22 protein-coding genes are annotated in these 26,278 nt (G+C 52.8%); 16 read left to right on the top strand and 6 right to left on the bottom strand.

Annotation, left to right across the window (positions count from 1 at the left end):
* Nucleotides 1–21 precede the first annotated feature (21 nt).
* Entirely contained in the window at nt 22–1,608 is a 1,587-nt protein-coding gene (gene lysS, locus ACFSSA_RS09770) for a lysine--tRNA ligase (protein WP_386820258.1), read from the top strand.
* 51 nt (nt 1,609–1,659) lie between these two features.
* Here the strand turns inward: lysS and ACFSSA_RS09765 are convergent, their stop codons facing one another.
* From ACFSSA_RS09765 to ACFSSA_RS09745, 5 genes are all read right to left on the bottom strand, one after another.
* Nucleotides 1,660–2,937, bottom strand: coding sequence for a BaiN/RdsA family NAD(P)/FAD-dependent oxidoreductase (locus ACFSSA_RS09765; protein ID WP_386820257.1), 1,278 nt, complete (start codon nt 2,935–2,937; stop codon nt 1,660–1,662).
* Nucleotides 2,938–3,048: 111 nt separating this feature from the next.
* Nucleotides 3,049–4,452 carry an arylsulfatase gene (locus tag ACFSSA_RS09760; RefSeq protein WP_386820256.1) on the bottom strand — a complete coding sequence of 468 codons (1,404 nt, stop codon included), beginning with the start codon at nt 4,450–4,452 and terminating at the stop codon, nt 3,049–3,051.
* A 212-nt stretch (nt 4,453–4,664) separates the two neighbouring features.
* The gene (locus tag ACFSSA_RS09755) at nt 4,665–5,486 is read right to left on the bottom strand and encodes a ThuA domain-containing protein (protein WP_386820255.1); all 822 of its coding nucleotides are present in this window, start codon (nt 5,484–5,486) and stop codon (nt 4,665–4,667) included.
* Between the two features lie 47 nt (nt 5,487–5,533).
* Nucleotides 5,534–8,569, bottom strand: coding sequence for a DUF7133 domain-containing protein (locus ACFSSA_RS09750; RefSeq protein ID WP_386820254.1), 3,036 nt, complete (start codon nt 8,567–8,569; stop codon nt 5,534–5,536).
* Nucleotides 8,570–8,821: 252 nt separating this feature from the next.
* Nucleotides 8,822–10,360 (bottom strand): hypothetical protein, encoded by a 1,539-nt coding sequence (locus ACFSSA_RS09745; protein ID WP_386820253.1) that lies wholly within the window; start codon nt 10,358–10,360, stop codon nt 8,822–8,824.
* Nucleotides 10,361–10,399: 39 nt separating this feature from the next.
* Here ACFSSA_RS09745 and hisI point away from each other — a divergent pair, with 39 nt between their 5' ends.
* From hisI to ACFSSA_RS09700, 9 genes are all read left to right on the top strand, one after another.
* A complete protein-coding gene (hisI, locus tag ACFSSA_RS09740) occupies nt 10,400–10,846 on the top strand; it encodes a phosphoribosyl-AMP cyclohydrolase (RefSeq protein WP_386820252.1) in 447 nt (148 codons plus the stop codon).
* 145 nt (nt 10,847–10,991) lie between these two features.
* Nucleotides 10,992–11,336 carry a 50S ribosomal protein L19 gene (gene rplS, locus ACFSSA_RS09735; RefSeq protein ID WP_386820251.1) on the top strand — a complete coding sequence of 115 codons (345 nt, stop codon included), beginning with the start codon at nt 10,992–10,994 and terminating at the stop codon, nt 11,334–11,336.
* A gap of 106 nt (nt 11,337–11,442) precedes the next feature.
* Nucleotides 11,443–12,360: a hypothetical protein gene (locus ACFSSA_RS09730; protein WP_386820250.1), complete on the top strand. Its 918-nt coding sequence runs from the start codon at nt 11,443–11,445 to the stop codon at nt 12,358–12,360.
* Between the two features lie 26 nt (nt 12,361–12,386).
* Nucleotides 12,387–13,493 (top strand): metal-dependent hydrolase, encoded by a 1,107-nt coding sequence (locus ACFSSA_RS09725; protein ID WP_386820249.1) that lies wholly within the window; start codon nt 12,387–12,389, stop codon nt 13,491–13,493.
* 191 nt (nt 13,494–13,684) lie between these two features.
* Entirely contained in the window at nt 13,685–14,368 is a 684-nt protein-coding gene (gene rpsB / locus ACFSSA_RS09720) for a 30S ribosomal protein S2 (RefSeq protein WP_386820248.1), read from the top strand.
* A gap of 76 nt (nt 14,369–14,444) precedes the next feature.
* Nucleotides 14,445–15,311, top strand: a complete 867-nt coding sequence (gene tsf, locus ACFSSA_RS09715; protein WP_386820247.1) for a translation elongation factor Ts — start codon at nt 14,445–14,447, stop codon at nt 15,309–15,311.
* Nucleotides 15,312–15,411: 100 nt separating this feature from the next.
* Nucleotides 15,412–15,645 carry a 30S ribosomal protein S21 gene (gene rpsU / locus ACFSSA_RS09710; protein WP_386820246.1) on the top strand — a complete coding sequence of 78 codons (234 nt, stop codon included), beginning with the start codon at nt 15,412–15,414 and terminating at the stop codon, nt 15,643–15,645.
* 159 nt (nt 15,646–15,804) lie between these two features.
* Nucleotides 15,805–18,516, top strand: a complete 2,712-nt coding sequence (locus ACFSSA_RS09705) for a PD-(D/E)XK nuclease family protein (protein ID WP_386820245.1) — start codon at nt 15,805–15,807, stop codon at nt 18,514–18,516.
* Between the two features lie 424 nt (nt 18,517–18,940).
* Complete coding sequence (locus ACFSSA_RS09700) at nt 18,941–19,924, top strand: RNA recognition motif domain-containing protein (RefSeq protein WP_386820244.1); 984 nt, start codon at nt 18,941–18,943, stop codon at nt 19,922–19,924.
* 71 nt (nt 19,925–19,995) lie between these two features.
* Here the strand turns inward: ACFSSA_RS09700 and ACFSSA_RS09695 are convergent, their stop codons facing one another.
* Nucleotides 19,996–20,382, bottom strand: a complete 387-nt coding sequence (locus ACFSSA_RS09695) for an ApaG domain-containing protein (RefSeq protein WP_386820243.1) — start codon at nt 20,380–20,382, stop codon at nt 19,996–19,998.
* Nucleotides 20,383–20,423: 41 nt separating this feature from the next.
* Here ACFSSA_RS09695 and thiD point away from each other — a divergent pair, with 41 nt between their 5' ends.
* The 6 genes from thiD (at nt 20,424) to ACFSSA_RS09665 (ending at nt 26,276) form a co-directional block, all read left to right on the top strand.
* Complete coding sequence (thiD, locus tag ACFSSA_RS09690) at nt 20,424–21,245, top strand: bifunctional hydroxymethylpyrimidine kinase/phosphomethylpyrimidine kinase (protein ID WP_386820242.1); 822 nt, start codon at nt 20,424–20,426, stop codon at nt 21,243–21,245.
* Between the two features lie 79 nt (nt 21,246–21,324).
* Nucleotides 21,325–22,341: an ROK family protein gene (locus ACFSSA_RS09685; protein WP_386820241.1), complete on the top strand. Its 1,017-nt coding sequence runs from the start codon at nt 21,325–21,327 to the stop codon at nt 22,339–22,341.
* Between the two features lie 87 nt (nt 22,342–22,428).
* Entirely contained in the window at nt 22,429–23,640 is a 1,212-nt protein-coding gene (gene nspC, locus ACFSSA_RS09680) for a carboxynorspermidine decarboxylase (protein WP_386820240.1), read from the top strand.
* Nucleotides 23,641–23,666: 26 nt separating this feature from the next.
* A complete protein-coding gene (locus tag ACFSSA_RS09675; RefSeq protein ID WP_386820239.1) occupies nt 23,667–24,917 on the top strand; it encodes a peptidylprolyl isomerase in 1,251 nt (416 codons plus the stop codon).
* 61 nt (nt 24,918–24,978) lie between these two features.
* On the top strand, nt 24,979–25,251 hold the full coding sequence (gene tatA / locus ACFSSA_RS09670; protein ID WP_386820238.1) for a twin-arginine translocase TatA/TatE family subunit: 273 nt from the start codon (nt 24,979–24,981) through the stop codon (nt 25,249–25,251).
* A gap of 44 nt (nt 25,252–25,295) precedes the next feature.
* The gene (locus ACFSSA_RS09665) at nt 25,296–26,276 is read left to right on the top strand and encodes an endonuclease/exonuclease/phosphatase family protein (RefSeq protein ID WP_386820237.1); all 981 of its coding nucleotides are present in this window, start codon (nt 25,296–25,298) and stop codon (nt 26,274–26,276) included.
* Nucleotides 26,277–26,278 lie beyond the last annotated feature (2 nt).

Here is a 26,278-nt window from a genome sequence, read left to right as displayed (position 1 = left end):
ACCACTTATATAACGCTAATAATGAATACCTCTCCCCGCTTGATACTTAAGCTTAACAAGAAGTCAGGAGTCTACAGCTTCTCTCACGATATGCTTGCCGGGCTCGCTTACATCAATTACTGCAAACGCGACATGAGCGAAGCCACCCCACAACCCCAGTCCACCGAAGCCGAATTGATCGCAGTCCGCCGCGAAAAACTCGCTAAGCTCCGCGAGCTTGGGGTGGATCCATTTGGAGCTCGTTTTGAAACTACGGTAACACCAGCGGATCTCCGCGCAGACTTTACCGAGGGTAGGCAGGTTACCACCGCAGGACGCATTATTGCGCTTCGCGACATGGGTAAATCGGTTTTTTTCAGCATCGGTGACGCCCACGGCTCAATCCAGGGTTACCTTAGCATCAAAGGTCTTGATGAAACTCAAGCCGCCATTTGGAAATGCATTGATCGCGGCGACTGGATCGGCGTGTCTGGTGAAACTTTCCTTACCCGCACCGGGGAACCGACGATCAAGGTAGACAGCTTCACCGTGCTCTCCAAATCCCTCCGCCCTATGCCGGACAAGTTCCATGGCTTGACGGACCGTGAGACAAAATACCGTAAGCGGCACCTCGATCTCATCGGAAATCCGGAGAGCGCGTCACTCTTCATCACACGCTCCCGCATGCTTGCGGAAATCCGTAGCTTCCTCCACGAGCGCGGCTTTCTCGAAGTGGAAACTCCCATGCTCCAGTCTGTAGCCGGTGGAGCAGCGGCCCGTCCTTTCGAGACTCATCACAACGCGCTCGGCATGCCGCTGACCCTGCGCATCGCCCCAGAGCTATTTCTCAAAAGACTGTTGGTCGGCGGCTTCACCAAGGTGTTCGAGCTCAACCGGAACTTCCGCAACGAAGGTATCTCCCGCCGTCATAATCCCGAGTTCACTATGCTGGAGGCCTATTGGGCTTTCAGCGATTTCGAGGAAATGGCAAATCTGGTGGAGGAAATGACCTGTCATCTCGCACAGAAATTCTGCGGTGGCTTGCAGATCGAGCACAAGAACGAGGAGGGTGAAGTCATACGCACCATCAATCTCGAACGTCCGTGGAAACGGGCCAATTACCACGATCTGATCAAAGGAGCCGCCGGTGAGGATTTCTTTGAGATCACTCCGGAGCAACGGCGCACAAAATGCGAAGAGCTTGGCATCCAGCTTTCCGAAAACATGGAGGATTACGAGGTCATCCAGCAAGTATTCGAGAAGAAAGTCGAAGAGCACACCTTCGATCCCTGCTTTGTCACCCGCGTCGCTAGCGAGCTCATCCCGCTTGCCAAAGTCACTCCCGGCGGGAAAACCGTGGAGGTCTATGAGCTCATCATCAATGGCCAGGAAATCTCTCCGGGTTACTCGGAGCTCAATGATCCCGATGTGCAGAAGCAACGTCTCGAACACCAGGCCGGCGGCGAGGAAGAACAAAAAGTCGACTATGATTTCATCGAGACTCTGGAGCATGGCATGCCACCGGCAGGTGGCATCGGCATCGGCATCGATCGCCTTGTCATGATGCTCACCGGTGCTCCTACTATTCGAGACGTAGTTCTCTTCCCTCTTCTTAAAAAGAAAGACTAGATAACATTTCTTGAAAAAGGGACTTCTTCCATCCGGAGAGGTCCCTCTTTTTTATGAATCGATACCAGCCATTGCCAGACCGGCCAAGCGGCCACCTGTCCAGGCTGCCTGGAAGTTGAAACCTCCGGTGATTCCATCAATATCGAGGCATTCTCCGGCAAAATGAAGGTTTGGAACCAGTTTGCTTTCCATCCGTTTGAAATTGATTTCCTTCAGGTTCACTCCGCCACAGGTCACGAACTCGTCCTTGTTCGAGGTCTTTCCTTTGATATCATAGCAGCCATCGATGCATTCCCTGATCAGTGCGGTCTCTTGCTCCTTTGCCAGCTGCGCCCATTGCATTTCCTCGCCAATGCCCGCTGCCGCAACGAGACGCTCCCACAGCCTGCGGGGAATCCCCTCGAAAACGCTCTTTTTCACAGCTGTTTTTCCCGATCGTTTGCGGAGACTGCCGAAAGTCTCACGCAACTGCCCTTCGGAAGCATCATTGAGCCAGTTGATGGAAATTTTGAAATGATATCCGCTTTCCTGTAAGTTCCGCGCTTCCCAGGCGGAGAGCCGGAGAATGCCCGGCCCACTGAAGCCACGATGAGTGATCAATACGGGCCCCACCTGCGCCTGTCCTTTTGGCAATACATGCACACGTGCCTTCTGCACCGAGAGCCCGGAAAGCCCTTCCGTGCGGGGGTCGGATACATTAAACGCAAACAATGATGGAGCCAGAGGTTCAATTCTATGGCCAATTGCCTCGATCGCGCGAGTCAAAGAGGAAGCCTTCAATGAACCGGTGGCAATACATACCGAATCCGCATTACTACAGCTCCCGTCGCTCAATGAAAGTAGGAATCTACCTGAAACATCGTGATCGAGCGATTCCAATCCCACACCAAGACGTAGCTCTACACCGGCATCGCGCGCAGCGGTATGAAAACAATCGATAATCGTCTGGGAGCTATCAGTTACCGGAAACATCCGTCCATCCGGTTCGCTTTTAAGCATCACTCCGCGCCGGGAAAACCAGTCCGCCGTATCCTGCGGCTGCCACCGATGGAATGCTCCGCGCAATTCACGCGCTCCACGAGGGTAATTGGCGATCAGCTTTGCTGGCTCGAAGCAATTGTGGGTAACGTTACAGCGCCCGCCACCGGAGATTTTGACCTTCGAGAGCGTCCGCTGGGTGCGCTCGTAAATCGTGACTTGCGCCGATGGGTCCGCCTCTGCGGCAGTGATCGCGGCAAAGAACCCAGCGGCTCCGCCTCCAATGATTGCGATATGTTTTTGCTCCGCCCCGTTGATCATGATCCATTCTCTGAGCGCATTGTTAGCCACTGGCTATGAAAAAATGAATCCCGGTTCCGCCTCGTATCCCCAACAAAAAGAGCGCCAGCCAACCGCCAGCGCTCTTTTGCCAAATAGAATCGGTCCTATCCGCGGAAACACCTATTTTTTCTTTTTACCGGAAGTCGGAAAATTCCATTCCGGATTCGGAGACGTGGTGTGGGATTGTTTGATGAATTTGTTAAATTCCTCCACCATCTCTGGATGTTCGGCAGCGACGTTGTTTTTTTCACCCGGATCTTTGGCGATATTGTAGAGTTCCAGCGGTGAATCAGGATCCACCGATACATCATAACGCACCCCTTTCCAATCTCCCTTGCGAATAGCAACCATTCCTTTTTTCGCGTGGAATTCCCAATAGAGGAAATCGTGTTGTTTCTGCCCGTCTTCTCCCAACAGGGTCGGCACAATCGATACCCCATCCGTCTCAACGGTTAACGGCTCATTTGCGAGCTCGGCGAAGGTGGGTAACATATCCCAAAATGCTGAGATCTGATCCGATTCACTACCTGCCGCAATTTTTCCAGGCCAGCTCGCGACCATAGGCACGTGAATTCCGCCTTCGTAGAGATCGCGTTTGAACCCCCGTCTACCACTGCTGGAGTCAAAATATACCGGATCTGCCCCGCCTTCTTCGTGAGCACCGTTGTCCGATGTGAAAATCACCAATGTATCTTCTGCGATACCCAGTTCTTTCAGCTCCGCTACCAGCTCACCAACATAGTCATCAAGGACATTGACCATCGCGGCAAACGCGGCATGTCCTTCCGGCTGCCCTTTGTAATAATCCTCCTTGTACTCGAACTCCGGAAGAAACTTCCCGCGATATTTTTCCATATACTCCTCTGGAGCGATCATGTCCGCATGTGGTTGGACCAACGCATAGTAGCAGAAAAATGGCTTATCCTTATTCTCACGAATGAAATCCAGAGTCTGCTTATGGATGAATTCCGGGGCATAATCTTTGGAGAAAGAGCCAACATTCCCCCATAGGAATTCACGTTTGTCATCGTTCCACAGCCACGCCGGATAATAGCTGTGAGCCAGATACTGGCAGTTATATCCGTAGAATTTATCAAAACCCATTTTCAGTGGCTCGCTAACACTGCCTGGATATCCGAGCCCCCATTTTCCAAAAATCCCGGTTTTATAACCCGCTTTTTTCAGATGATGCGCCAAGGTATACGTGTCCTCGGGCATCGGTGTCTGGCCTTCCGGCGGGTGCTCCGCGTTCCCCCTGACGGGAGCATTTCCCGTGTGGCGCCCGGTTAGAAAGCTAGCGCGGGATGGAGCGCATACCGCACTACCGGAATAGTGATTCGTAAACCGCATACCTTGCTCTGCCAGAGCATCGATATTTGGTGTCCTGAACTTGTCCTGGCCATTATAGCTTACGTCTCCGTAGCCTAAATCATCGGCAAGAATATAAATAATGTTCGGCTGTCTCGCTTGGGCCGCGCTCGCAGCGACCAGGCAGAATAAAATGGATGCTAATTTTTTCACCATGATTTTTGAGTTTTGAATTGATTGGGTGCGGAGGGCCCTTCCAGCCACCTCCATCGGTCTCTGGGGGATCAATACGGCTTCCAAGCTCTTGTGTAGGACACCGCAATCAGCAAAACAGCTGTTCTGCATGGATGCCGAGTGGGAGAGATCGCCCCTTGGACCGAAGCCTGGCCGGAAAGAAATCCAGCCAAGCTTCCAGCTAAGGAAACATTCTATGGTTCTACATTTTCAAGGCCGTAACCTTCCGCAATGCCACCTTTTTCATCGATTTTTCCGCAAGCCCAGAGAATTCCACGGGTGACCAGATCGAGATAACGCGGATCTCCGACAGTTTCGTTCATGTGTCCGATGGTCGTGCTGAAAACCCGGGTCCCCTGATAATCATTGGTCCATGCCACCACGAATTCGTCATCACCTTGCTGTCCCTTCGCCAGGGCATGGGCTGATTTGAAAACCGTCACATTGTTGTAAAGCTCTTCATCGCCTGTCGTCCAGTCGGCAGCACCATTCGTGATGGGATGTTCCACATCGGTGAACACGATGGAAATTGGCGTCTTCTTGCCATGGCCGGTCGACTGGATGCCTAGATATTCAAACCACTGCGAGGTCGGTGTGCCCAGCTCTGTGACTTTCTTTTTGAAATCACCGATGCGATAGGAATGCATGGAGCAATGAAGGTTTACCCCGGGAATTCCTGCTTTGTGCGGGGCCAGAACCGCTTTCACCACGGCGTCATCCGAGATACCTGCCGCACATTCATCGTGAATCACGACATCATAGCCTTTGGCGTATTCCGGCATGCCATAGATCGGCAAATCGGGAGCTGTGGTATTGTTATCTGTATGGATCTGATCCACGACGATATTTGCCCGCTCTTCGATTCCTTTTTTCAGCAGGTCTTTTTGCACCTTGTAATCATGGCAGCAACCACCGGTGAGTAACAAAGCTCTGAGCGGCTTTGTTTCAGCATGCGCAAGTGGTAGGGAAAAAAGACCAGCCAGGGTAGCTGCCAACAATTTAGTAGAATTTTTCATAATCATTTATAATCAAGCGTAATCATCATAATCGCTTTTCAGAAAAGTCAGCCGCCAATTTCTTTGAGCGAGTTGAGATATTCGATAAGATCCGTGAATTCCTTGATTCCCAATGGAGCGCCGAGACCCGGTGGCATCATGGACTGGGGCAAATGTTTCTCGTCCTTGACTTCAGAACGTTTCACCTGAGTGACCTGCCCTGCAATATCACGGACTTCCACCAGGTCATCTTCTTCCTTGGTCACAAAGCCCATCACAGAGGTGCCATCGTTCAGAGTGAAGATCTCAGTCTGGAAACCCTGGGCGACAACTGCATTGGGGTCCAAAATGGATTCGATGAGGTATTTGCGCTCAAACTTCGCACCCGCGGAGCCAAGGAACGGCCCTTTCTGGACTGCCTTCAAATCAATCGCATGACATGCGATGCAGCCTTGCGAGACGAAGAGACGTTCGCCATTCTTGACATCACCTTTGTTTTCCATCGCGTATTTGGTAACTTCTTCCGGCTTCATTGCGCCCACTTTTTGTTCGTTACCCCCGGTGGAAACACCCGCCGCCTTCGCGCGCTCGGCTGCTTGGATGGTCTTGCTATTGTCGCTGTTGAGCGCGGCATCGATTTGTTGCTCGTAGCCGGAGAGCTTCATATCGGCGATTGCGAGGAAAAGCCCGATTTCCATGGGATTTTTCGCAAGGATTTTTTCCACATGCTCTTTGAAGTTCGCCTTGGCGAGAGGGCTCTTATTGATGGTCAGCATGACTTTCCATGCGATCATACTCTCGGTGTCATTGCCCTTTTTGGCGACTTCATCGATGATTTTCAGTTCCAGACCACGGCGAGTATCGTTCACGAAGTCTGTGAGAGGGCTCTCTGCTTCCTGCCTACCTTCATCCACCCATTTCGCCAGAATTTTGATCTGCGCCGGCACTGATTTTTCCGAAGGCGCCTTTCCGACGGCCTGGTAAGCAAGTAGTCTCTGCTCCCAATCCCGCTCTGAATCCATTGCGGCATCGGACAAGAGATGGATATTTGCTTCGCTTGGCTCCGATTCGGAGAGGGCAAGCATCAAAGGATCCAGCCCCTTGATATCGAGCGATGTTACAGAAATGCGGTTCTTTGCAAGGTGGGAGATAAAGGCATTCCGCTTTTCCTCGGGGACCTTGGAAAAACCATCTTCGATTGCCGCACGAATACGCTCGGTCGCCGCCCATTCAACCGGACGGAAATACGGCCCGCGATCGTCCGGACGTGTGGTCCACCATTCCTTCAGATCCCATTCATCCTCTTTGTAAAATAGACGCGAAAGCGTTTCCAGAGCACCTAGCTGCACCTCTTGGTCAGAGCTGTTGTTCAGTAGGTCGATCAAGCCATCCACTGCGGTGTCGGTGTGCATTTCCTGAAGGGCACGCAATGCGATCCCACGTGTGGAACTCTCTTCCACCGCTGCAAGGCAGGCCTCATCCGCACCGAGTTTCGCCAGCGCCTTGATTGCCACGTGTGGCACGATGCGGCGCTCCGGCTCTCCGATGGTGCCGGGATCCAGGTCCGCGTTTGCCATCGAAGCAATAATCGCTGGAGCTGTCTCTTTGGCACCGAGACGGGCCAAACCGTTGAGAACCTGCACGCGGACCCGTGGATTTTCATCGTTGAGATATTTCACAAAAATTTCCGCAGGCACATTTTCCAGCTCCGACTTGCGGTCCGCCAATGCACGCAGAGCGAACTCACGGATCACACTGTCATCAGCCATAGAGACAAGCTCTTTGCTACTATCGGAACCGAAGACTTGCTTGTAGGTGAAAATCGCGGCGACCCGATTGAAAAGGTGTGCCGAAGAGTCGGTTGCGAGTGCGATCAGCTTACTCCCAAACACGTCTTTCTTACCGCGCAAGATCATTTCACGCTGCGCTTCCAGACGAAGCACTGCACTGTCCGAGCCAATTTGATCCGCCAGGCTAGAATCATCCATCGCCTTCAGATCAGGGAATTTCCTTTCCTTCCAATCCGGTGGCAGGATCTGCTGAACCATCCCTATCTCCAGCTCAGGCTCGTATCTGAACCTTCCGTTTCTCCAGTCCGCCACATACAGCCGGGACGAGCCATCAACATCGATATCGATCGCACGGCTCAACTGATGGAAAACTTCCTGATCGATGCGGAAGGTCGCCTCTTCTTTCTGCATCGGGTGCAGGTAGACGTTACCGGTTGTCCAGTCACAGGTGAAAATCCCGTCAGAAAACTTCTCGGGAAAGCCCGGCTCATTCAGAGAAAGCGCTCCAGTGCCCGAGCCTCCGCCAAAATCGGCAAGTGGCGTGACAATCTCCTCGGCGAAGTTTTGATACAAGCGCGGATAACCGTGATCCCCCATTGGCACGTAATGGTGGAAACGGGTGTTCCAACCTTTTCCGTCATTGGTATTGTCACGCGAGAATAGATCCATTGTGGGAGTGATCGCGATATCACAAATATTACGCACATTGACTGCATAGGGTTCCATTTCCGAGCCATCGGGACGAACGCGGACGACACCGCCTCCCCAAAGGGTAAAGCGGGATCCATCGGCAGCTACCGCATCCGGCATCCCGTAATCCCCAACTGCCACGTAGAGCCATCCGTCAATGCCCATGCGAACTCCGTTTGTTGTATGGTCCGCACCCCGGGAGTGCTCCACTCCCCAACCAAAGCCTTTCACCAAAACTTTATTCTCATCCGCCACTCCGTCTCCGTTGGTATCGCGGTATGAGCTGAGATATGGCGGATGAATAAGGTAAAAGGTATTGCCTACATAATGTCCTCCACGGGGACTAGTGACGTGCGGCACAAAATCCTGGAAATCGTCAGCCTTGCCATCACCATCAGTATCAGTGGCGCGAACGATTTTCCCGTATTCGGGATTTCTGTCCAGTGAGCCGTTTCGGTCCGATGAAATATACACATCACCGTTGGCTGCCGCAGAAACAGCAGTGGGATACTCGGCCTCGGGAGGGGAAGCAAACTCCGTGATCGTCCATCCTTCCGGGATGGCTATCGCCGTGGCACTAAATGCCGCCGTGGCACCGATAAAAACTAATTTCCTGTATCTCATTTTAGTAGGGTTGGACAAAATAGACTCGGCTTCCTTTTGCCGAGGATTCACTCGCGCCGCGTGCAGAGCGAAACCCCATATAAGCGGAGCTGCACCATAATCTTTCAAGTAATTAGCTCTCAGACCGCGCGAAAATGACAATTAATCAGCCAATATACATAATCTGTTCCTCAGACATTCGCAGAGATGCCAAATTAGTAAATATACCCCTGAGTCGGATCATCCCGATCACAGGAAAAAACAGAATTTCAGTCAGTCCCCCAGAAGAATGTCCAGAATATCGCCGGCCTCTTCTAGAACCCTGTCACTCTTATCCAGGTATTTGAGTCCCTTTTTTATGACCTCGTCCGATTTTTCCCCCAGCACGGAATCTGTGAATTTCAGGACCCTCTCCCCGGACTCGGGAAGACGCTCAAACATTCGCATCCCGGCAGCCTCCAGCAATCGTGCTGTGAGATCCTCATCCGGATCATCCAGAGTGCCGGTGACGCGCACCCACGTCCATAAAAGTCCTTCCTCTCCAGCTACAAACACATCCGTTTCCGCACCGGGAATCCGCGACAGAATGCCCGGGACAATCCCGAGCCGGAAGCGCCCTTCGATGTTCTCGCCCTGGATTGTTAAGTCGCCCTCCAGACGCACAAGGCCTTCGCTGGCCAGAACCAGCTCGCTGAGCTGAAGCACACCCTGCCCGTAGCGCCACCTGGTATGCGCATCGCTAAGCTGCAGCACCCGAAACCGCCGGGTATCCGCGTAAGCCGCCAGTGCATCCAGCATCGGCAGCGCCGTCATCGTGCCATTTTCGATATGAAGCAGGCCTTCCACCGCAGGGTAACCCGAGCGATTGTCGATCACATACGTCGATGTGAGTTCTCCACTGAGTCGCTTCTTCCAATCCGCATTGAGAATTTCCTCACAACCGACTCCCCGGACAGCACCCTCGATCGAATATTCATCGGAGATAGTATCCCACTCCCCGTAGGCTTCAATCCGCCCTCTTTCCCAGGCCCTCACCTGAGCCTTCGTCAGATATAGCCTACCATTACCATAGGTGGCCGCGATCCGCTCAATGGCCATGCGCGGCACGTGCTCATTTGGAAAATCAAGGAAACCACCCGCGATCTCCGCCTTGTAGGATTTCTTTTTGACGGCAGGGAAAATCCGCAGGGAACTCCCTCTTGCGGAAAACAGCCCGGCATCGGAGAGAGCATCCACGGAGACTTCGCCGATTGCCAAAGACTCGAGTTCCACTTCCTGCGGCACCCAACCAGGCTGTTTCTTCTTATGTCGCTTGTCCGCCTTCTCGTCAAAATGCGTTTCGCCGGACCTCCTCATATCGAGAGCAAGCTCGACACTCCGAATCTCAGTCGCTTTGATTTCCCATATTCCCTGCGGAATACCGCCAAACCCTACTTCGGTAGCGATCGGCCCAGACCGCAACGAAATAACCGCATCCTCACCGCCGCCCGAATATCCATCCGTGGCAGCCGCCAGACCATCCCACCGAAACGGAAGGAAATCCCCATTCACATTCAACGCCTGGCTCACTTCAGCAGAAAGGAACCTCCTGAATTTTTCACTATGCAGATAAGCCCGAAGTCCCGCGTAACCCGCACCAGCCAGCAAAACCACGAGTATCCCGGATACGATCAAAAACTTGCCGAACCATGGGCCCTTCCCACCTTTTTCCCTCCTTCTCCTGCGTCGGCTCATGGCCCCTAGATTACTATCATCAACCATTACCGCAAGAACTCCGATGAAACCCCGGAATGCAGTTTTTCGCAGATTCATCTATCGACAATTCCATCGGTTCGCTTTCAAATCCCCGCCATGCAAGATTCCAACACATTCTCCGAACGCAAAGACAAGGCACAGATCGAAGAATCCAGCGACTTCGCTCCAAAATTCGATGCCGATGGTTTGATTCCCGCGATGGCCATCGATGCCACAACCAAGGAGCCTTTGATGCTCGCCTACATGAATGCCGAGTCCCTGAAGCTCACGTTGGAAGTGGGCGAAGCCGTCTACTGGTCCCGCTCACGTTCGGAAATCTGGCACAAAGGCAAAACCTCGGGCCACACTCAAAAAATTGTCGAAATCCGCACCGATTGCGATCAGGACGCGATCATTCTCGTGGTTGAGCAAATCGGTGCCGGCGCGTGTCACACCGGCCGTAATTCATGCTTCTATCGGAAAGTGGTTCCAGGCTCACCTGCCGCCCTCGCATTCACCCAGAGCGATCTCTCTTTTGATCCCAATGCCGTTTACAAAAAGTAAGGACTCACGTTCCCACATAAAATTGTGCTTATTTTCAATTTCACTCTTGCATAACGAGCACCCATCCACTAGCCATCTCGCCCCGCGCGTTTGAGAAGACTCTCCGAACGCAAACCAACACACTTTTTCCGCAAGAACCACCACCATGGACATCATCAAAAAAATCGAACAGGAGCAACTCAAGGAAGACGTTGCATCATTCAACGTAGGCGACACAGTCAAAGTCCATTGCCGCGTTGTTGAAGGTGGCAAAGAGCGTATCCAGATCTTCGCAGGTCTTGTAATCGCCCAAGGCGGTTCCGGCATCAACTCCGCATTCACCGTCCGTAAGATCTCTTATGGCGAAGGTGTTGAGCGTGTTTTCCCTCTCCACACACCACGTATCGCAAAAATTGAAGTTACCAACCGCGGCAAAGTTCGTCGTGCAAAACTTCACTACCTTCGCGAGCGTGTGGGCAAGCGCGCGCTTCTTGTAAAGAGCGCAAGCTAATCCCCGCGGATAAGCCATTTTTCAAGAACCCCATCGGTTTCGCGCCGATGGGGTTTTTCTTTGCTTCCTTCACAGACAGCGCACATACATTCTCTCCAAGCAAGCTATGCGCATTCCATTCTTCGCCGCTATTCCCCTCTGTCTTATCACCGCATTCGCCATCTGGTGGACAGGAACAAAGGATATTGATTTTCTGACACCTCCTTCGGAAGCCAAATTAGAGGAAATCCGGCTTGAGGCACAGGCATCGCTCCCTCCGAACAAAATCGTCGACGATGCGATCTCGATAGTCATCCAGCCACCTACCGATAAGGAAGAACCATCAGTCAATGAACCCGCCGATATCCTTGAGCCAGTGGATGTCGGTGACATTTCCTCACCGCCTACGCTCGATACCTATTCGGAGAGAGCTCCGGAGGGAGCCGATAAACTACTGGCGCTGGCTGCGGCGCTTGAGTCACAGGGCGCGTTCCAGCGAGCACTTCTAGCCTATGAGCGGGTTCTCGATCTGTCCCAGGCGAACCCGGAGCAAATTCAATCCGCTCTGCTTTCCATCCGCCGGGTCCGCCCCACGTTGACTCTTTGGAACAACGATCCGGAGCAAAAGCAACCGGTCATCATCCACATCGGAACGGGAGCAAAATTTTCCGATATTCTGCCGGATGTCATGACAGACATCACTAAAAAGCTAAATATCGCCAGCTCCGGTCTTCTGGATTTCTCCTTCAAACTGAATATCGGGAAATCCATTCAGACCACCGATGCCCCCACCCCCGTCGCACTCTGGATCACCGGCGAAGGAAAATCCCCATCCACCGATGTATTGTCCTTCACATCAGACGATCCCGAAACGCTCACCCAAGATCTGATGAAAACCATCTTCAATCTCGTCCGCGGCCACCTTACCAAATCAACATCATACAACCCGGCACCGGAAGCACTTGAAGATCCACTTCCAGCGTTGGAGTCCAATATCACCCGTCTACTTTGGTATGAATTCGGGGCTCATCTGAATACCAAGTAAAAATTTCCTCCGGAAAAACAACAGCGATGGACTCCCTTACCCAAGCAGCCCTTGGCGCAGCAGTCGGCGAAGCCGTTCTCGGCAAGAGGCTCGGAAACAACGCAATGATCTGGGGCCTGCTCTTTGGCACACTCCCCGATCTTGATGTCATTGCCAGCCCACTGCTTGATACTGCACAAAAGCTGGTATTTCACCGCGGGGCAAGTCACTCGCTTATACTGATGATCCTCGCAAGCTTCCTGCTTGCAAAACCTTTGGCTAAACTCTGGAAACAACAGAAGATCACCCCGGCCCGAGCCGGAGTATTTGTTTTTCTCACCTGGTCCACCCACGTGCTGATCGACTGCTTCACCGTCTACGGGACGTCGGTGCTTTGGCCGTTTTCCGAGACTCGGGTAGCCTTCAATCATCTGTTTATCATCGATCCCCTTTATACAATGCCGCTGGTAATTTCGCTTATCTGGCTGGCATTCTACCGCACCAAAAAACATCTGAAAAAACGCCGGAGAATCTTCCGTTGGGGCATGGGACTCAGCACTGGCTACATCGCATTCAGCATCGCCATGAAATTCCTGGTCTCCGCGGCATTTGATGCCGATCTAGAAAAACGGGAGGTCAGCTATATCCGCAGAATGGAAGCCCCTACCGCGTTCAATACCCTTCTCTGGAGATCCGTTGTTGAGAGGGATGAGGAACTGTGGGTCGGCTATCGATCCGTTTTCCAGCTGCCTTCCACTCCCGTTCGCTGGACGATTTACCCCAGAAACACCGATGCACTTGTGCCCTACGAAAACGAACGAGAGATAAAAACCCTCAAGTGGTTCTCGCAAGGATGGTGGATTGCCCGCCCCCATGCAAAAGGTGTATGGCTTGCGGACATGCGGTTTGGGGAAACGCGGACCCATGGGGCCAAGCCTGGCATGGTCGATTCTCGAATCATGTTTTCGTGGTCTTTCCGTCCGGATGAAGAGCGGGACAGACTTCGCAACACCCGTCCATTGGGTATCGATGGCAAGGATGCCCTCAAACGGATCGCTCTGCGGATCCTGGGAAAAAGCGAGCAATGGGAGGCGAATCCACGTCTGGCCGGCATCCCGGGATCCTTCCCCGAATTTCTCGCCGTGGAAGACTGATCTACCCTTACTCCTGCCATTCCAACTATTCCTCTGCCAAAACCGAGGAAAAGACTTGCCCTTTTTCTTTCGAGCACGTATCTCCGCGCCCCCGCTAAGCCACATCAAAGCAACGAAGTCTGGCAGGAATACCAAGTGGTAGGACTTCAAAATCGCCCGATCTGTTTCAAGACGGGAAACAAATATATATTATGGTCAACGAACTAATCGCAGAAATGGTGGACGCAGGCGTCCATTACGGTCACCAAACGAAAAAGTGGAATCCACGCATGAAGCCTTTCCTCATGAAGGACAAAGGCGGCATCTACATCATCAACCTCGAGAAAACTGTACAACAGCTCGACAAAGCTTCCGCGTTCCTTGCAGACCTCGTTAGCAAAAACAAACAAATCCTTTTCGTTGGCTGCAAACGCCAGGCACAGGATGCCATCCGCGAAGCTGCGGAAGCCACCGGCCAACACTTTGTCAATCACCGCTGGCTCGGCGGCATGCTCACCAATGCGACAACAGTTCGCAAATCCGTTGAGCGTCTCCGCTACCTCGAGAACATCGAGAAACAACCTGAGTTCAAAGCCATGTCGAAAAAAGAACTCGCAGCTCTCGGCCGCGAGCGCGAAAAACTCCTGCGCAACCTTCGCGGTGTGCGTGATCTCGACAAAAAGCCAGACGCCATCGTGATCGTTGATTCCGCCCGCGAGACCATCGCCGTTGCAGAAGCACACCGTCTCAACATTCCTATCGTCGCCATCGTCGATACCAATGCAGACCCAGCAAAAGTCGATTATCCAATCCCTGGTAACGACGATGCAATCCGCTCAATCCGCATCATCCTCCAAAACTTGGTCGATGGCATGGTTGCGGCACGCAAAAACTAATTATTTCTGGGAAAACGGAGTCGATCGGCTCCGTTTTTCCATTCTTTTATAACTGCCAACTAGCAAACTTCCACCTATGATCACCGCATCAATCGTAAAAGAACTTCGCGATAAAACCAATGCCGGCATGATGGACTGCAAAAAAGTCCTCACAGAAACCAACGGCGATATCGAAGCGTCCATCAAACTCCTCCGCGAGCGCGGCATCGCAAAAGCCGGTGCAAAATCCGACCGTGAGGCCAATGAAGGCATCATCACCGCCCGGGTCAACGATTCCGCATCCACCGGCATTCTGCTCGAAGTAAACTGCGAGACCGACTTCGTTTCCAAAAACGAAAACTTCCAGGCATTTGTCGCTGACATCGCGGACAAACTTGCAGCCTCCGATGCAGCAGACCATGAAGCAGCACTTGCTGTCTCCCATGGCCAGAGCAATATCGGTGACTTCGTCAAAGTAAAGGTTGTAGAGCTTGGAGAAAATCTCCAGCTTCGCAAATACGTTCGTTTCGATGCGGCTCCGGGCGGCATCGTGGCATCTTACATCCACCTTGGTGGCAAAGTGGGTGTTCTTCTCGAAGTCGGCACCACCAATAGCGAAACCGCTTCCAAGCCTGAGTTCCAGGAGCTGATCAAGAACCTCACCCTCCACATCGCAGCATCCGCCCCGAAAGGCCTTTCCCGCGAAGACATTCCTTCCGATATCGTGGATGCCGAAAAGGAAATCTTCCGCGTCCGTCTTATTGAACAAGGCAAACCGGAAAATATCATCGAAAACATCCTCAAAGGCCAATTGGCAAAGTTCTTTGCTGAATCCTGCTTCCTTGAGCAAGGCTTCGTGAAGGATCCGGATGTCACCATCTCCCAGCTTCTTGAGCAAAAAGGCAAAGAGCTCGGCGACACCCTTACCGTCACCCGCTTCGTCCGTTTCGGTCTCGGCGAGTAATGAAACCACGGTGTTTCCGGCTTGACTTACCATACCGAGTAGGCCAAACACCGCCCCCAGACAAAAGATTTAGACTTACAACCAACGAAAAATTATCAGCATGCGTGGAGTAAACGTAAAAAAAGGAGAGCCAGTCGATCGCGCTCTCAAACGCCTCAAAACCAAACTTGATTCCGAAGGAATTCTTGAGGAAATGCGCCGCCGTCGTGCATTCGAAACCCCTACCGAGCGCAAGCAACGTAAACTTCGCACCGCTTCCAAGCGCAACAAAGTAAGATGGCGTTTCAGCACAGCTGCCGCACCAGCAGAGACGGTTGATCTCACCAACGATTGATCACATTCTCGGCCGTCTCTTACGGCGGCCAGTCCAGTTCCAAAAAGCGAGGTCCAATCGGCCCTCGCTTTTTTTGTCTCATGATTTCCAGATCCATGTGATTGTAAATATTCCTGCTTCGGCATTGGAAGTTGGGAATCCCCGGCTCATGCTTACTCCATGCCGCAGCGGATCTTTTTAGGTTTCGATTCCCCCTTCCAGCCTCAGCTAGTTGATCACCTTCTCAATCGGTGTGACTCGCTTGCGGAAACCCTGGTCATTGTTCCTACATCCCAAAGCGGGCGGATGCTACGTGAAGCGCTGGCAGAATCTGCCACTGCAATACTCGCTCCAAATGTCACCACTCCGGGTGCTCTATTGCATTTGACGGAGCCTACTATTGCTCCCTCATGGATAGAGAGAATCGCATGGATTGAAGTTCTTGAATCCATATCTCCAGACGAATGGAAAGCATACGCCGCATTATTTCCAAGCCCCCCAACCACCAAGGATTGGGCGGAATCGCTCGCCGGCGAGATCGTATCACTGAGAACTACGCTTCAGGATCATCTTCACAATCTGTTTACCGCCTCGAAATTTCTCGCCGATACACCGGAGGCTGATCGATGGGAAAGCCTTTCCAGATTGGAAAATCTAGCGGAGAAGCGACTTGCCTCCTGGGGTTTTACTTCCCGCTCAACGGCATTGCGCACGGAATTCCATCTTCCCACGCATTTCAGCAAGATCATCCTTGCGGGAATCACCGAGATGCCTCCCTGCCTGACGAAGGCACTGGAAAGCTATGAGGGTGAAGTTCTATCCCTCATTGCAGCACCGTCCGATGAACAAGATCACTTCTCAGAACTTGGTCTCCCCTTATCCAGCTGGGCGGACCGGGACCTCCCCTCCTCGCCGCAGGTCGCTATCCTCGCGGATCCAAACACGCAGGCGGAAGCAGCTTTTCAAGCGGTTGCCAACATTGCTGCCTGCTCCTCTAAAATCGCTCTCGGTAGCGCCGACGATCAGACAGGCACACTTTTAGCCAAGATTTTCACCGAGAATGGCTGGAATGCGTTTCATCCGGCATCAAGCCAACCGCCCCAAGCTCTTGTCCGCTGGTTGCACGCCTGGAAAAACTGGCTGGCGAAACCAGATTCACGAAATCTAGCCACCCTTCTTACACTTCCGGAATGCTCATCAATAATCTGCGGTAAGCGTGCTCAAAAACTTCAGACGCTGAACAAAATCCGCGACAAACATCCGGCGGTGGAGCCTCCAGCTCTTCTAAACTTACTTGCTAAAATGGATCAGCCCGAGTGCGCGGAACTTCACGCCACCGTCTCCGGCTTACTTACCCAACGACAAGCTTTCTTAGGCAATGACTTCCCGAGTGCCCTGGAGACACATCTCAAAGCCTTGGACATCCGCGATGAGAGTTCACGCCATACGCTCTCGTATATCGGAGATTTCCTCCTCCCGGCGTCCCCCATCTTCGCCAAGCTCAACCGCAGCCATGTCTTTTGGCTACAGCTTCTCCTCTCAGAACTCCCCATCAATCCAGCCCAACCTCCCACCGACCGGGTTATCGATGTCCAGGGCTGGTTGGAGCTGCTTTTCGAGCCGGGAGAGCATTTGGTGATCTGTGGGATGAATGAAACCCTCGTTCCCTCCCGTTCCGGCGGCGAGCCGTGGCTTTCGGAAAAAATCCGTCAGACTTTGCAGCTCAACACAGATGCAGACAGACATGCCCGGGACGCCTATTTGCTGCATGCGATGTTGCGGATGCGTGAAACCAGGGGCACGGTCCATCTTTTCTGCTGCAAGAACGGTCTTGGCGGCGAAACCTTCCTGCCGTCGAGGCTCTTGTTGCAAGTTCCGCGTGAGAGGCTCGTCAGCTCGGTAAAAAACCTCTTCCGCGAGATCGAGCCTCCGGAATCCGATCTCATCTGGACCCGCGATTGGAAATGGCAGGCTCCTTCCGCAGCGACGCGGCAGCGGATCAGCATCACCGCTCTGAAGGATTATCTTTCATGTCCTTTCCGTTTTTACCTGAAGCACCTCGTCCGTATGAGCCTGCCGGAACCGGATCGGCGAGAAATGAATGCCCGGGACTTTGGTTCAATGGCTCATAGCGCATTGGAAATCTGGGCCAAGGATCCGGACGCGAGGCAGTTGACGGATGCTGGTAAAATTTCAGCCTATCTCGCAGGCACGATCGACGATATCATCCTACGGGATTTCGGACGGAAACCTCCGCTTGCAATCCGGATCCAAGCGCAATCGATACTCCAACGGCTTAAATGGTTTGCCAACCAGCAGGCGATTTCCTCCGCTGAAGGATGGGAAATCATCCACGTGGAGCGTAAAATCTCCATTCCTTCCGGTGAATTCCTCTTGTCTGGAATTATTGATCGTGTGGATCGCCATCGCAAAACCGGGCAGCTCCGTGTGATCGATTACAAAACAGGCGATGTGAAATCCATCGAGTCCGAACACAGGCAAAAGGTTACCGCCAGGACCAAGCGGCCGGTCCATATCCCTGAGGATGCACCCGCATACCAGAATGGCATTGATTCCAAGGGAAAATCCGTTGATTTCCTTTGGAAAAATTTACAACTGCCACTCTACGCCCTCGCGGAAAGCATCGACAGCGGAGGACAGCTCCCTATTCCTTGCTATGTCCACCTTGGCAAAACCGAGGACAATGTAAAATTCACCACCTGGGACAGTTTTTCCGAGGATGATCTGGAATCGGCCCGTGCCTGTGCGGATTGGATTATCGGATCCATTGCGAATAACCATTTCTGGCCTCCCGCGGACAAGGTCAAATACGATGATTTCGCGCTGCTCTCACAAAACAGACCGTTCATTGAAGCTTTCCGGGAAATCTAAAACAAAAGCCGCTCAAAATTCCCTGAAAGTTCTACAACCTGCCGGTTCCAGCAACAATCGCATACCGCAATCTCCTTGCCAAAGTTCCTTTCCTCCCTACGTTGCCGCGCGAGCAGGAGTCCCCTAATCTCTGATGTCCGCATCCGGCACCCTTTTTCCAAACACATCCGTTTCTCATCCAAGAACACGGATTCTTAAGGCATGCCAGGAAATCCGGGACTCACTGACTCACGGATGGCGGCGCAAATCGCTGGCCACCGGTCCTTCCAAGACCTTTTCCGCAACAGTTGCGGGGGCTTGGCCCAGCACCATTAAGCTGGCGATCGGTAGCCGCAACGATTGCACGCAGTTCAGTTTCTGCAACGCCGGGGAATCAAAACCCGCCGCGCCGGGCCGTCCGTAAAACACAGACCCATGCGATAACATGTCAAACGCACCTGAGAACTCCCGCGAATCGGGAGATAGCCGTCGCCGCCGCTCACGCGGAGGCCAAAACCGCCGTAATAACAACAATAACAATTCCGAGCGCAGAAAGCCCGACGGACGTCAGTCCGGCGGAGGAAAGCGAGAAGGAGGCACCCGCTCCGGCGGAGCCCGCCAGAACACCGGAAAACCACAACGCCGTCCGATGCCAGCTCCAATCAAGCTGAACTGGTGGCAGAAACTGCTCAAGACCCTCGGTCTCTACAAAGAACCGGTGCGTCCGCCGCGCCCGGAGCGCCGGCCGGATGCGAGCCAGCCAAAGAAAAGTAAAGAGCCACGCCGCAGCAAAACGCGCGATGCCCGCAGCCAAGACTCTGGCGAAGGAGCAAAGGGAGACTCGCCCCGCCGTAAAAACGAAGCTGGTGGACGCGGTAAAAAACAAAACAACCGTCCTCGCGGCGGAGACCCGGCAACCGTGGAAAACCGCCGTGTCTATGTTGGCAACCTTTCCTACGATGTCACCGAGAGCGATCTGGAAGAGCTCTTCAAAGGAGTCGGACCCGTGCGCCGCGTGGAAATCGTTTACAATCGTAATACCCATCGCTCCAAAGGCTATGGTTTTATCGAGATGCTAGATATCGATGAAGCGAAACGCACCGTGGAAGTTCTTCACGATCAGTTTTTCATGGGCCGCAAGTTGACCGTTTCCGGGGCGAAATCCCAGGATCACGCGGATGCGGAGAAAGACGAAGAACAGAACCAAACCCAGAACCAGGAAATGCCGCCTCTGGCACCTCTGGAACCTGTGAAAGAAGAAGTCACCTCCCTCCTCGACGAGGCTCCAGCCAAGCAGGAAGTCGAGAAAACTCCGGAAATCACCACAGAAACCGTTAAGGTGGAGGATCACCGTGCGCAGGTCCCTACCGAGGAATTTTCCCCGGAAGCCGATACGCCCGAGTCCATTAAGGATCAGCCGGTGAATTGATCCAACTTACGCCAGCAGGCGCCTTTATAAGAGACTAAGAGACTCTCCAAATATTCCGGAGAGTCTCTTTTTTATGCCCAGGTGGGGATTTCCAGGCGAAACTCCGGAATCCGGACATACACAAGTTCACCGTTCTCCAGCTCGGCAAAAAAAGCTCCGGAGACCCGTGCCGCCTTCCCAACCACGTGATAGCTGTTATAGGAAAAATGCTGTCCCGCCTCAATCAGCGGATACTGTCCCACCACTCCGTCACCCTCGACGACTGTCGTATCCCTCTCATCTTCCACCACCACCCACTTTCTACCCCGGATCGTGACCGGCTGTGGCGAGTTGTTGAAAATAGAAATAAAATATACGAAGGGATGCGGCCTCTCGGGCGGCGCGTCTAGACTGGGCATATAGATGACATCATCGACTTTGACGCGGAGGCCTTCAAATTCCTTGATGTCATTGGGCATAGGAGAAGAATTGAAATGCAAAGCCAAAGAATCAAGAAACAATGTACAAAAGCACATCAAATCAACCCGGGATCCGGCCAATTCTAACGATCGCCGGCTCCGATTGCTCAGCTGGCGCAGGGTTACAGGCAGATCTAAAAACCTTCCAACACTTTCATCTCCATGGACTTACAGCAGTCACATGCATTGTCTCGGAAACCGCAAATATCGTGCGCCGAGTCGATCCGGTCGCGCCGGAAATGATGGAAGATCAAATTTGTCTCATGATGGAGACGTTTCCGCTCGAAGTTGTAAAAACCGGTATGCTTGGCTCTGCGGAGCACGTGAACTGTGTGGCTGACATCTTCAGCAAGCACCGAAACACAAAACTTGTGATTGATCCCGTAATGGTCGCTTCGACAGGCGCCAGCCTTCTGGAAGCGGAGGCCGTTGCGAGTTACCGGGATCGCCTTCTCCCGCTGGCATACCTTATCACTCCAAACTTGCCGGAAGCCGAAACTCTTCTAGGTGAAAAGATTGAATCGCTCACTGCCATGAAACGGGCTGCGGAGAAGCTGGCCGGACAATACAACTGCGCGGTTTTACTAAAAGGCGGCCATCTCAATGAGGAGGAGTGCACCGATATACTCTTTGATGAGGGCAATTTTCATTCATTCACTTCTCCACGGCTCAAGGTAAAAGCGTCCCACGGCACCGGTTGCACACTGGCTGCAGCCGTCGCCTCAGCTCTTGCGTTGGGTCGGACATTGCCAGAGGCATGCTCAATCGCCAAAACCTACCTCAATGCCTGCCTGGCAAGTTCTTACTCGATTTCCGGACCCAACGGCGAAACGATTTATGCATTGAATCAGGGAGTCGTCTAAACGATTTACCTTTTCCCGGATTCCATTCCGGTCGCGCTTGTATCTTGACTCACGATGGTCTGCAGCAGCAGTTTAGATCATGTCTAAACCCAAGCATTTTGTAGGTCTTGATATTGGAGGCTCCACGATCAAGGCAGTCATTATAAACTCCTCGGCGGAGCAAGTCGGACCGATCGTGGAAGTCCGCAGCCATGTCAAAGAGGGATATGAGGCGACATTTTTACAGCTGGAAACAGCTCTGGATGCACTGACAAATCATGCCGGAATTTCGCGCGGAGATATTGGCGGGATCGGCCTGGACGTCCCCGCGCCCTCTTCCGGTGGAGTAATCTGGGGCAAGGCCAATCTAGGCGATGACTGGGTCGGCACAGACATTTGCGGGAAGCTGCACGAACGGCTGGGTATCCCGGTGAATATGACGAATGATTGTAACGCGGCGGCCGTAGGTGAGTATTCAATCCGCGGCAATCATGATGGAGCACTGTTACTCGTGGCTCCCGGGACTGGTTTGGGAGGTGGTTTTGTCCTACCCGGTGGAACGCTTTATGAAGGTGCCAATGGGCTGGCGCTGGAGGTTGGCCACGTTTCCGTGCCATTCATGGAAGAGGATGGGAGCCTGCCAGCCTGCACCTGCGGGCTGAAAGGGTGCCTGGAAGCCTGGGTCTCGCTTGTAGCGTTGCGTCGCCGCCTGGAAATCGAACTGCGCAAACCCGCATGGGAGAGCCACATGCTCAATTGCCCGGACTCCAATATCGAGGAAAAGGCGTTCCAGCTCCGGACCTTGGCCGAGAAAGGCGATGCTCTCGCCTGCCAGCTTTTCAAGCAACAAGGCTACATTCTCGGCTATGGTATTGCAGACGTCGTGCGGACCTTGGATCCGGGGCTCGTGGTCATCGGCGGCGGGCTGGCAGAGGCGAAATTCCGAGATCAATATATGGAATGGATTCGCGAGGGCTTTACCGAGCGCGCCTGGTCTGTTTATCGCCATAGTCCGATTGAGCCTGAAAAAATCACCACACGCTTTGAGTGGGCCGAGGGTGGAGATGCCGCCGCATCAATCGGTATGGCCTATACAGCCAGGAACCTTTTTTCCTAGCCCCAAAGATCTCACGAGCTGTTTTTCCGCCGACTATTCCACTCATTGGAAGTTGCAGTTTTATCAGGGGTTTTTAGTGTTTCGCGCATGTTTCTCATTTCCATTAGCGCACTCCAGCGCAACGCCGCCATTTTGCGCGAGGTCGCGGATGCGGCGGGTTGTAAAATCGTGCTGGCTCTCAAGGGATTCTCCTGCTGGAAAGCATTTCCCTACATTTCCCAAAATCTGGATGGCTGTTGCGCCTCGGGGCTTTGGGAAGCGCTTCTGGCACGAGATTATTTCAAGAAACATATCGTCACCTACTCTCCGGCATACGATGAGGCGGAGATCGATGAACTCCTCGGATTCACCCACCATCTGGATTTCAACTCCGTCTCCCAATGGTTTCGTTTCCGGGACCGGATTTTTGCACATCCACGCTATATTTCCGGTGAAGTGCAATGCGGTCTGCGGATCAATCCGGAACATTCCACAGGAGAAACTCCAATCTACGATCCATGCGTTCCGGGCTCACGATTGGGGATCACAGCAGACCAGCTGGAGGGGATCGATCTGACCGGTCTCTCCGGGCTGCATTTCCATACTCTCTGCGAGCAAAACTCCCCGGATCTCGAAAGCACTCTTGCAGCCGTCGAAGAGAAATTCGGGCATCTTTTGCGCAGTCCGCAGTTTACCTATCTCAATATGGGTGGCGGACATTGGATCACCAAGCCCTTCTATGATCGGGAGCTTCTCATCAGCCTAGTGAAAAAATTCCGTGAGGAATACGATCTTGAGGTCTGGTTGGAACCGGGAGAAGCATGCGCGATCCATACCGGTGTGTTGCGGGCAAAAGTGATGGACGTATTTGAGTCCGCAGGGCACAAGCTGGCTATTCTCGATATTTCCGCGACCGCCCATATGCCGGACGTCATCGAGATGCCTTACCGTCCGGATGTTTTTCTTATCGATCCCGCCGGGGGCTCGCGATCTGAAAAGCCTGCGGTGACGCTCAAAGATGAGAGCTATTATCTGGCTTCCGACCCGAAAGATGAAGCTTCGCCGAGTAGTGATGGATATGTTTACCGGCTGGGCGGTCCCACCTGCCTCGCGGGGGATGTCGTGGGCGATTACGCGTTTCCACGGGCGCTGGTGCCAGGTGATCAGCTTGTTTTCGACGACATGGCTCACTATACCATGGTGAAAACGACGACTTTCAATGGGGTGAAACATCCGCCTATCGCTCTGCTTCACGAGAACGGCAAAATCGAAACCATTCGTCATTTCGAATATTCGGACTTTCGTGACAGGCTCTCCTGAATCCCAAGCAAGCTCACAACCAGGATATGATACGCCATATTGTTTGCAGTTTACTCCTGCTCAGCCCTTTGAAAGCGCAGATCTATGCGGACTTTTCAGTCAGCCAGGGGGGAAATCCTTTGGGCACTTTCCGAGTGGAACTCGAGCATGAAAAAGCACCCAGAACCTGTGCAAATTTTATCGGCCTTGCGACAGGAAAAAGACCTTGGATCGACCAGAACACCGCATCTGTTCAGGTGGGAAAGCCCTATTACGACGGCCTGACATTCCATCGTTTGATTCACTCGTTTGTCATCCAGGGAGGATCACCAAACGGTCTTGGGACCGATGGCCCCGGATATACGATTCTGGATGAATATCATCAGGATCTCCGTCATAGCTCCGCCTACGTTTTGTCGATGGCAAAAGCCGGACAACCCAACACTGGCGGATCCCAATTTTTCATCACGCTAAACAGCGCCCCCGGCCTGAACGATAAACACTCGGTATTCGGTAAAGTCATTTCGAATACGGCACTCATCGACAGATTCAGAAACAGTGCGGATTTCCCCACCGGAGCCAATGATAGGCCGGTCACTCCTCTCACGATGGATAAGGTAACGCTCAGTGGCCCCGATTATGAGAACTTTGATCTAGGTTCCCCCTCCCTGCGTCTTCCGCATGTCAGTAACACAGACATGAAAATCTCACATGATCCGGAGGCAAACACAATGACTGCGACTTTCAACCGCCAGCCTCGAAGTGAATATTTTTTCACCCAATCTCCGGATCTCTCCACGTGGAGCAATCCCCGATACATCTTTGGCTCGGGCCCGGCCTCGGATCACTCCTATGTACTAACGTCCCGCACCGAGCCAGCATATTTCTTGAATTTGGCGACCGTCGATTACGCACAAATTCCGGACGCACCCACGGACCTTCTCAATTCCCCTAAAACGCTCCGTATCAAATTTACCGATGGTAGTAGTCTGGACTTCCAAATGGATGGTCTGGGTGGCGGAACCTGGATAGAGTCACCTTCGCTGAGGACTGGCGCCATCACATCAAGCGCATGGACGGATCAGGCCACTGGAAATGAAATCTACGAGAACAGCTATTCACAAGCGCATCAGTTGCCACTCGGACTACTGAATATGACCATTTCAGACTATTTCGGTGCCGGCCAATCGGGAAATCTTGTCTTTTGGCTTTCCTTTCATACCCCGACATCCGGGTGGACCGAAGAGTTGGGCAACAATCCCGCCAACCGCTTTGCATTCGGGATTCTTTCAAATTAAATTTTCGTTTCATTCTGTCTTGCACCTTGCGCCGGCTATCCTGCGAGCTTAACTTCTGTGCATGAGCAGCACATATCTCGCTTTCATTGGCCCTGTCGGCGGCCCGGAAATGATCATGATTTTCATCGTGATTCTTCTCCTGTTTGGCGCAAAGAAGCTTCCGGAACTGGCCCGCGGAGTAGGCAAAAGCATGGGTGAGTTTAAAAAAGCAAGGGACGAGTTCGAACGTGAAATTACCCGTTCCGCTGATGAAGTGACCCGTGATGAAAAACCTCGTGACGATTCCGGCGCACGGGTCAAACCAGCGGCAAACAAAGAATCTCACGATTCCTGATTTTCCGCCGGGCAACGGTTCCGAACAAATTTTTGATCATCCCCATGAACAGGCTCCCACGCTGGATGTTCATGGGGATTTTCGTTTTTGTGGCGATCGCTCTGGGATTTCTATTACATCACTTTCGCGGAGCACCCACCCCACCCTGGCAGCGTCAATCGGAGGTAGAAACCTCCTCAGAGCCCGGAAAAAGAGCTATACCACCGACCCTCCCAGAAGGCGAAACCGCGGACCCGGCCCCCTTTCGGTTCATCACCTATAATGTGAAAAACTGGTTGGTATCGTCCCAGAGTCCCATTAAATCGGAAAAAGCGAAGAATGCGGTCATTCGCCTACTTCATCAGGCGGAGCCGGATATCATCGGATTATCGGAAATCGGCGATACAAATGATGTCGCCGAAATCCAAAAACGACTGAAAGCTGCCGGCACAGATCTACCCTTCAGTTATTACACAGGCGGAGTCGATCCCGTCCGCCATCTCGCCATACTCACACGGTTTCCCATCGTTCATACAGCATCGCCCGCTTTAAAAATCCATGGAAAGGACTATTCCATGCAACGTGGAATACTTGATGCAACGTTACAGATCGGATCCGGGGAAGTGCGGTTTATCGGGCTCCATCTGAAGTCAAAAAGGACCGTTCCGGATTTGGATCAAGCGTTACTCCGGATCGACGAGGCCAGCCACGTGAGGAAGCATATCGATTCCATTCTATCAGCCAGACCGGATAGCAAACTGGTGGTGTATGGAGATTTGAACGATACCACCCGCAGTCTTAGCACCCGCGCGTTACTCGGCACCTATCGTTCGCCGGGATATTTATCTGCCATTCGGGTGAAAGATAGCCGGGGGGAATCCTGGACACATCATTATGCCAGCGAAGACAGTTATACCCGGATAGATTTTGTCACTGTTTCCAAGGCATTGCGGTCTCGCGTCGACAAATCAAAGTCCGTCATCATAGATGATCCAGGCTGGGAGGATGCCTCGGACCACCGTCCGGTCATGGTCGTTTTCAGGTAAGG

The sequence above is a fragment of the Luteolibacter algae genome (assembly GCF_042683045.1).
Lineage (GTDB): Bacteria > Verrucomicrobiota > Verrucomicrobiia > Verrucomicrobiales > Akkermansiaceae > Luteolibacter > Luteolibacter algae.
Note: the sequence above shows the minus strand (reverse complement) of the source record. Positions and strands in the feature narration are given on the sequence as shown.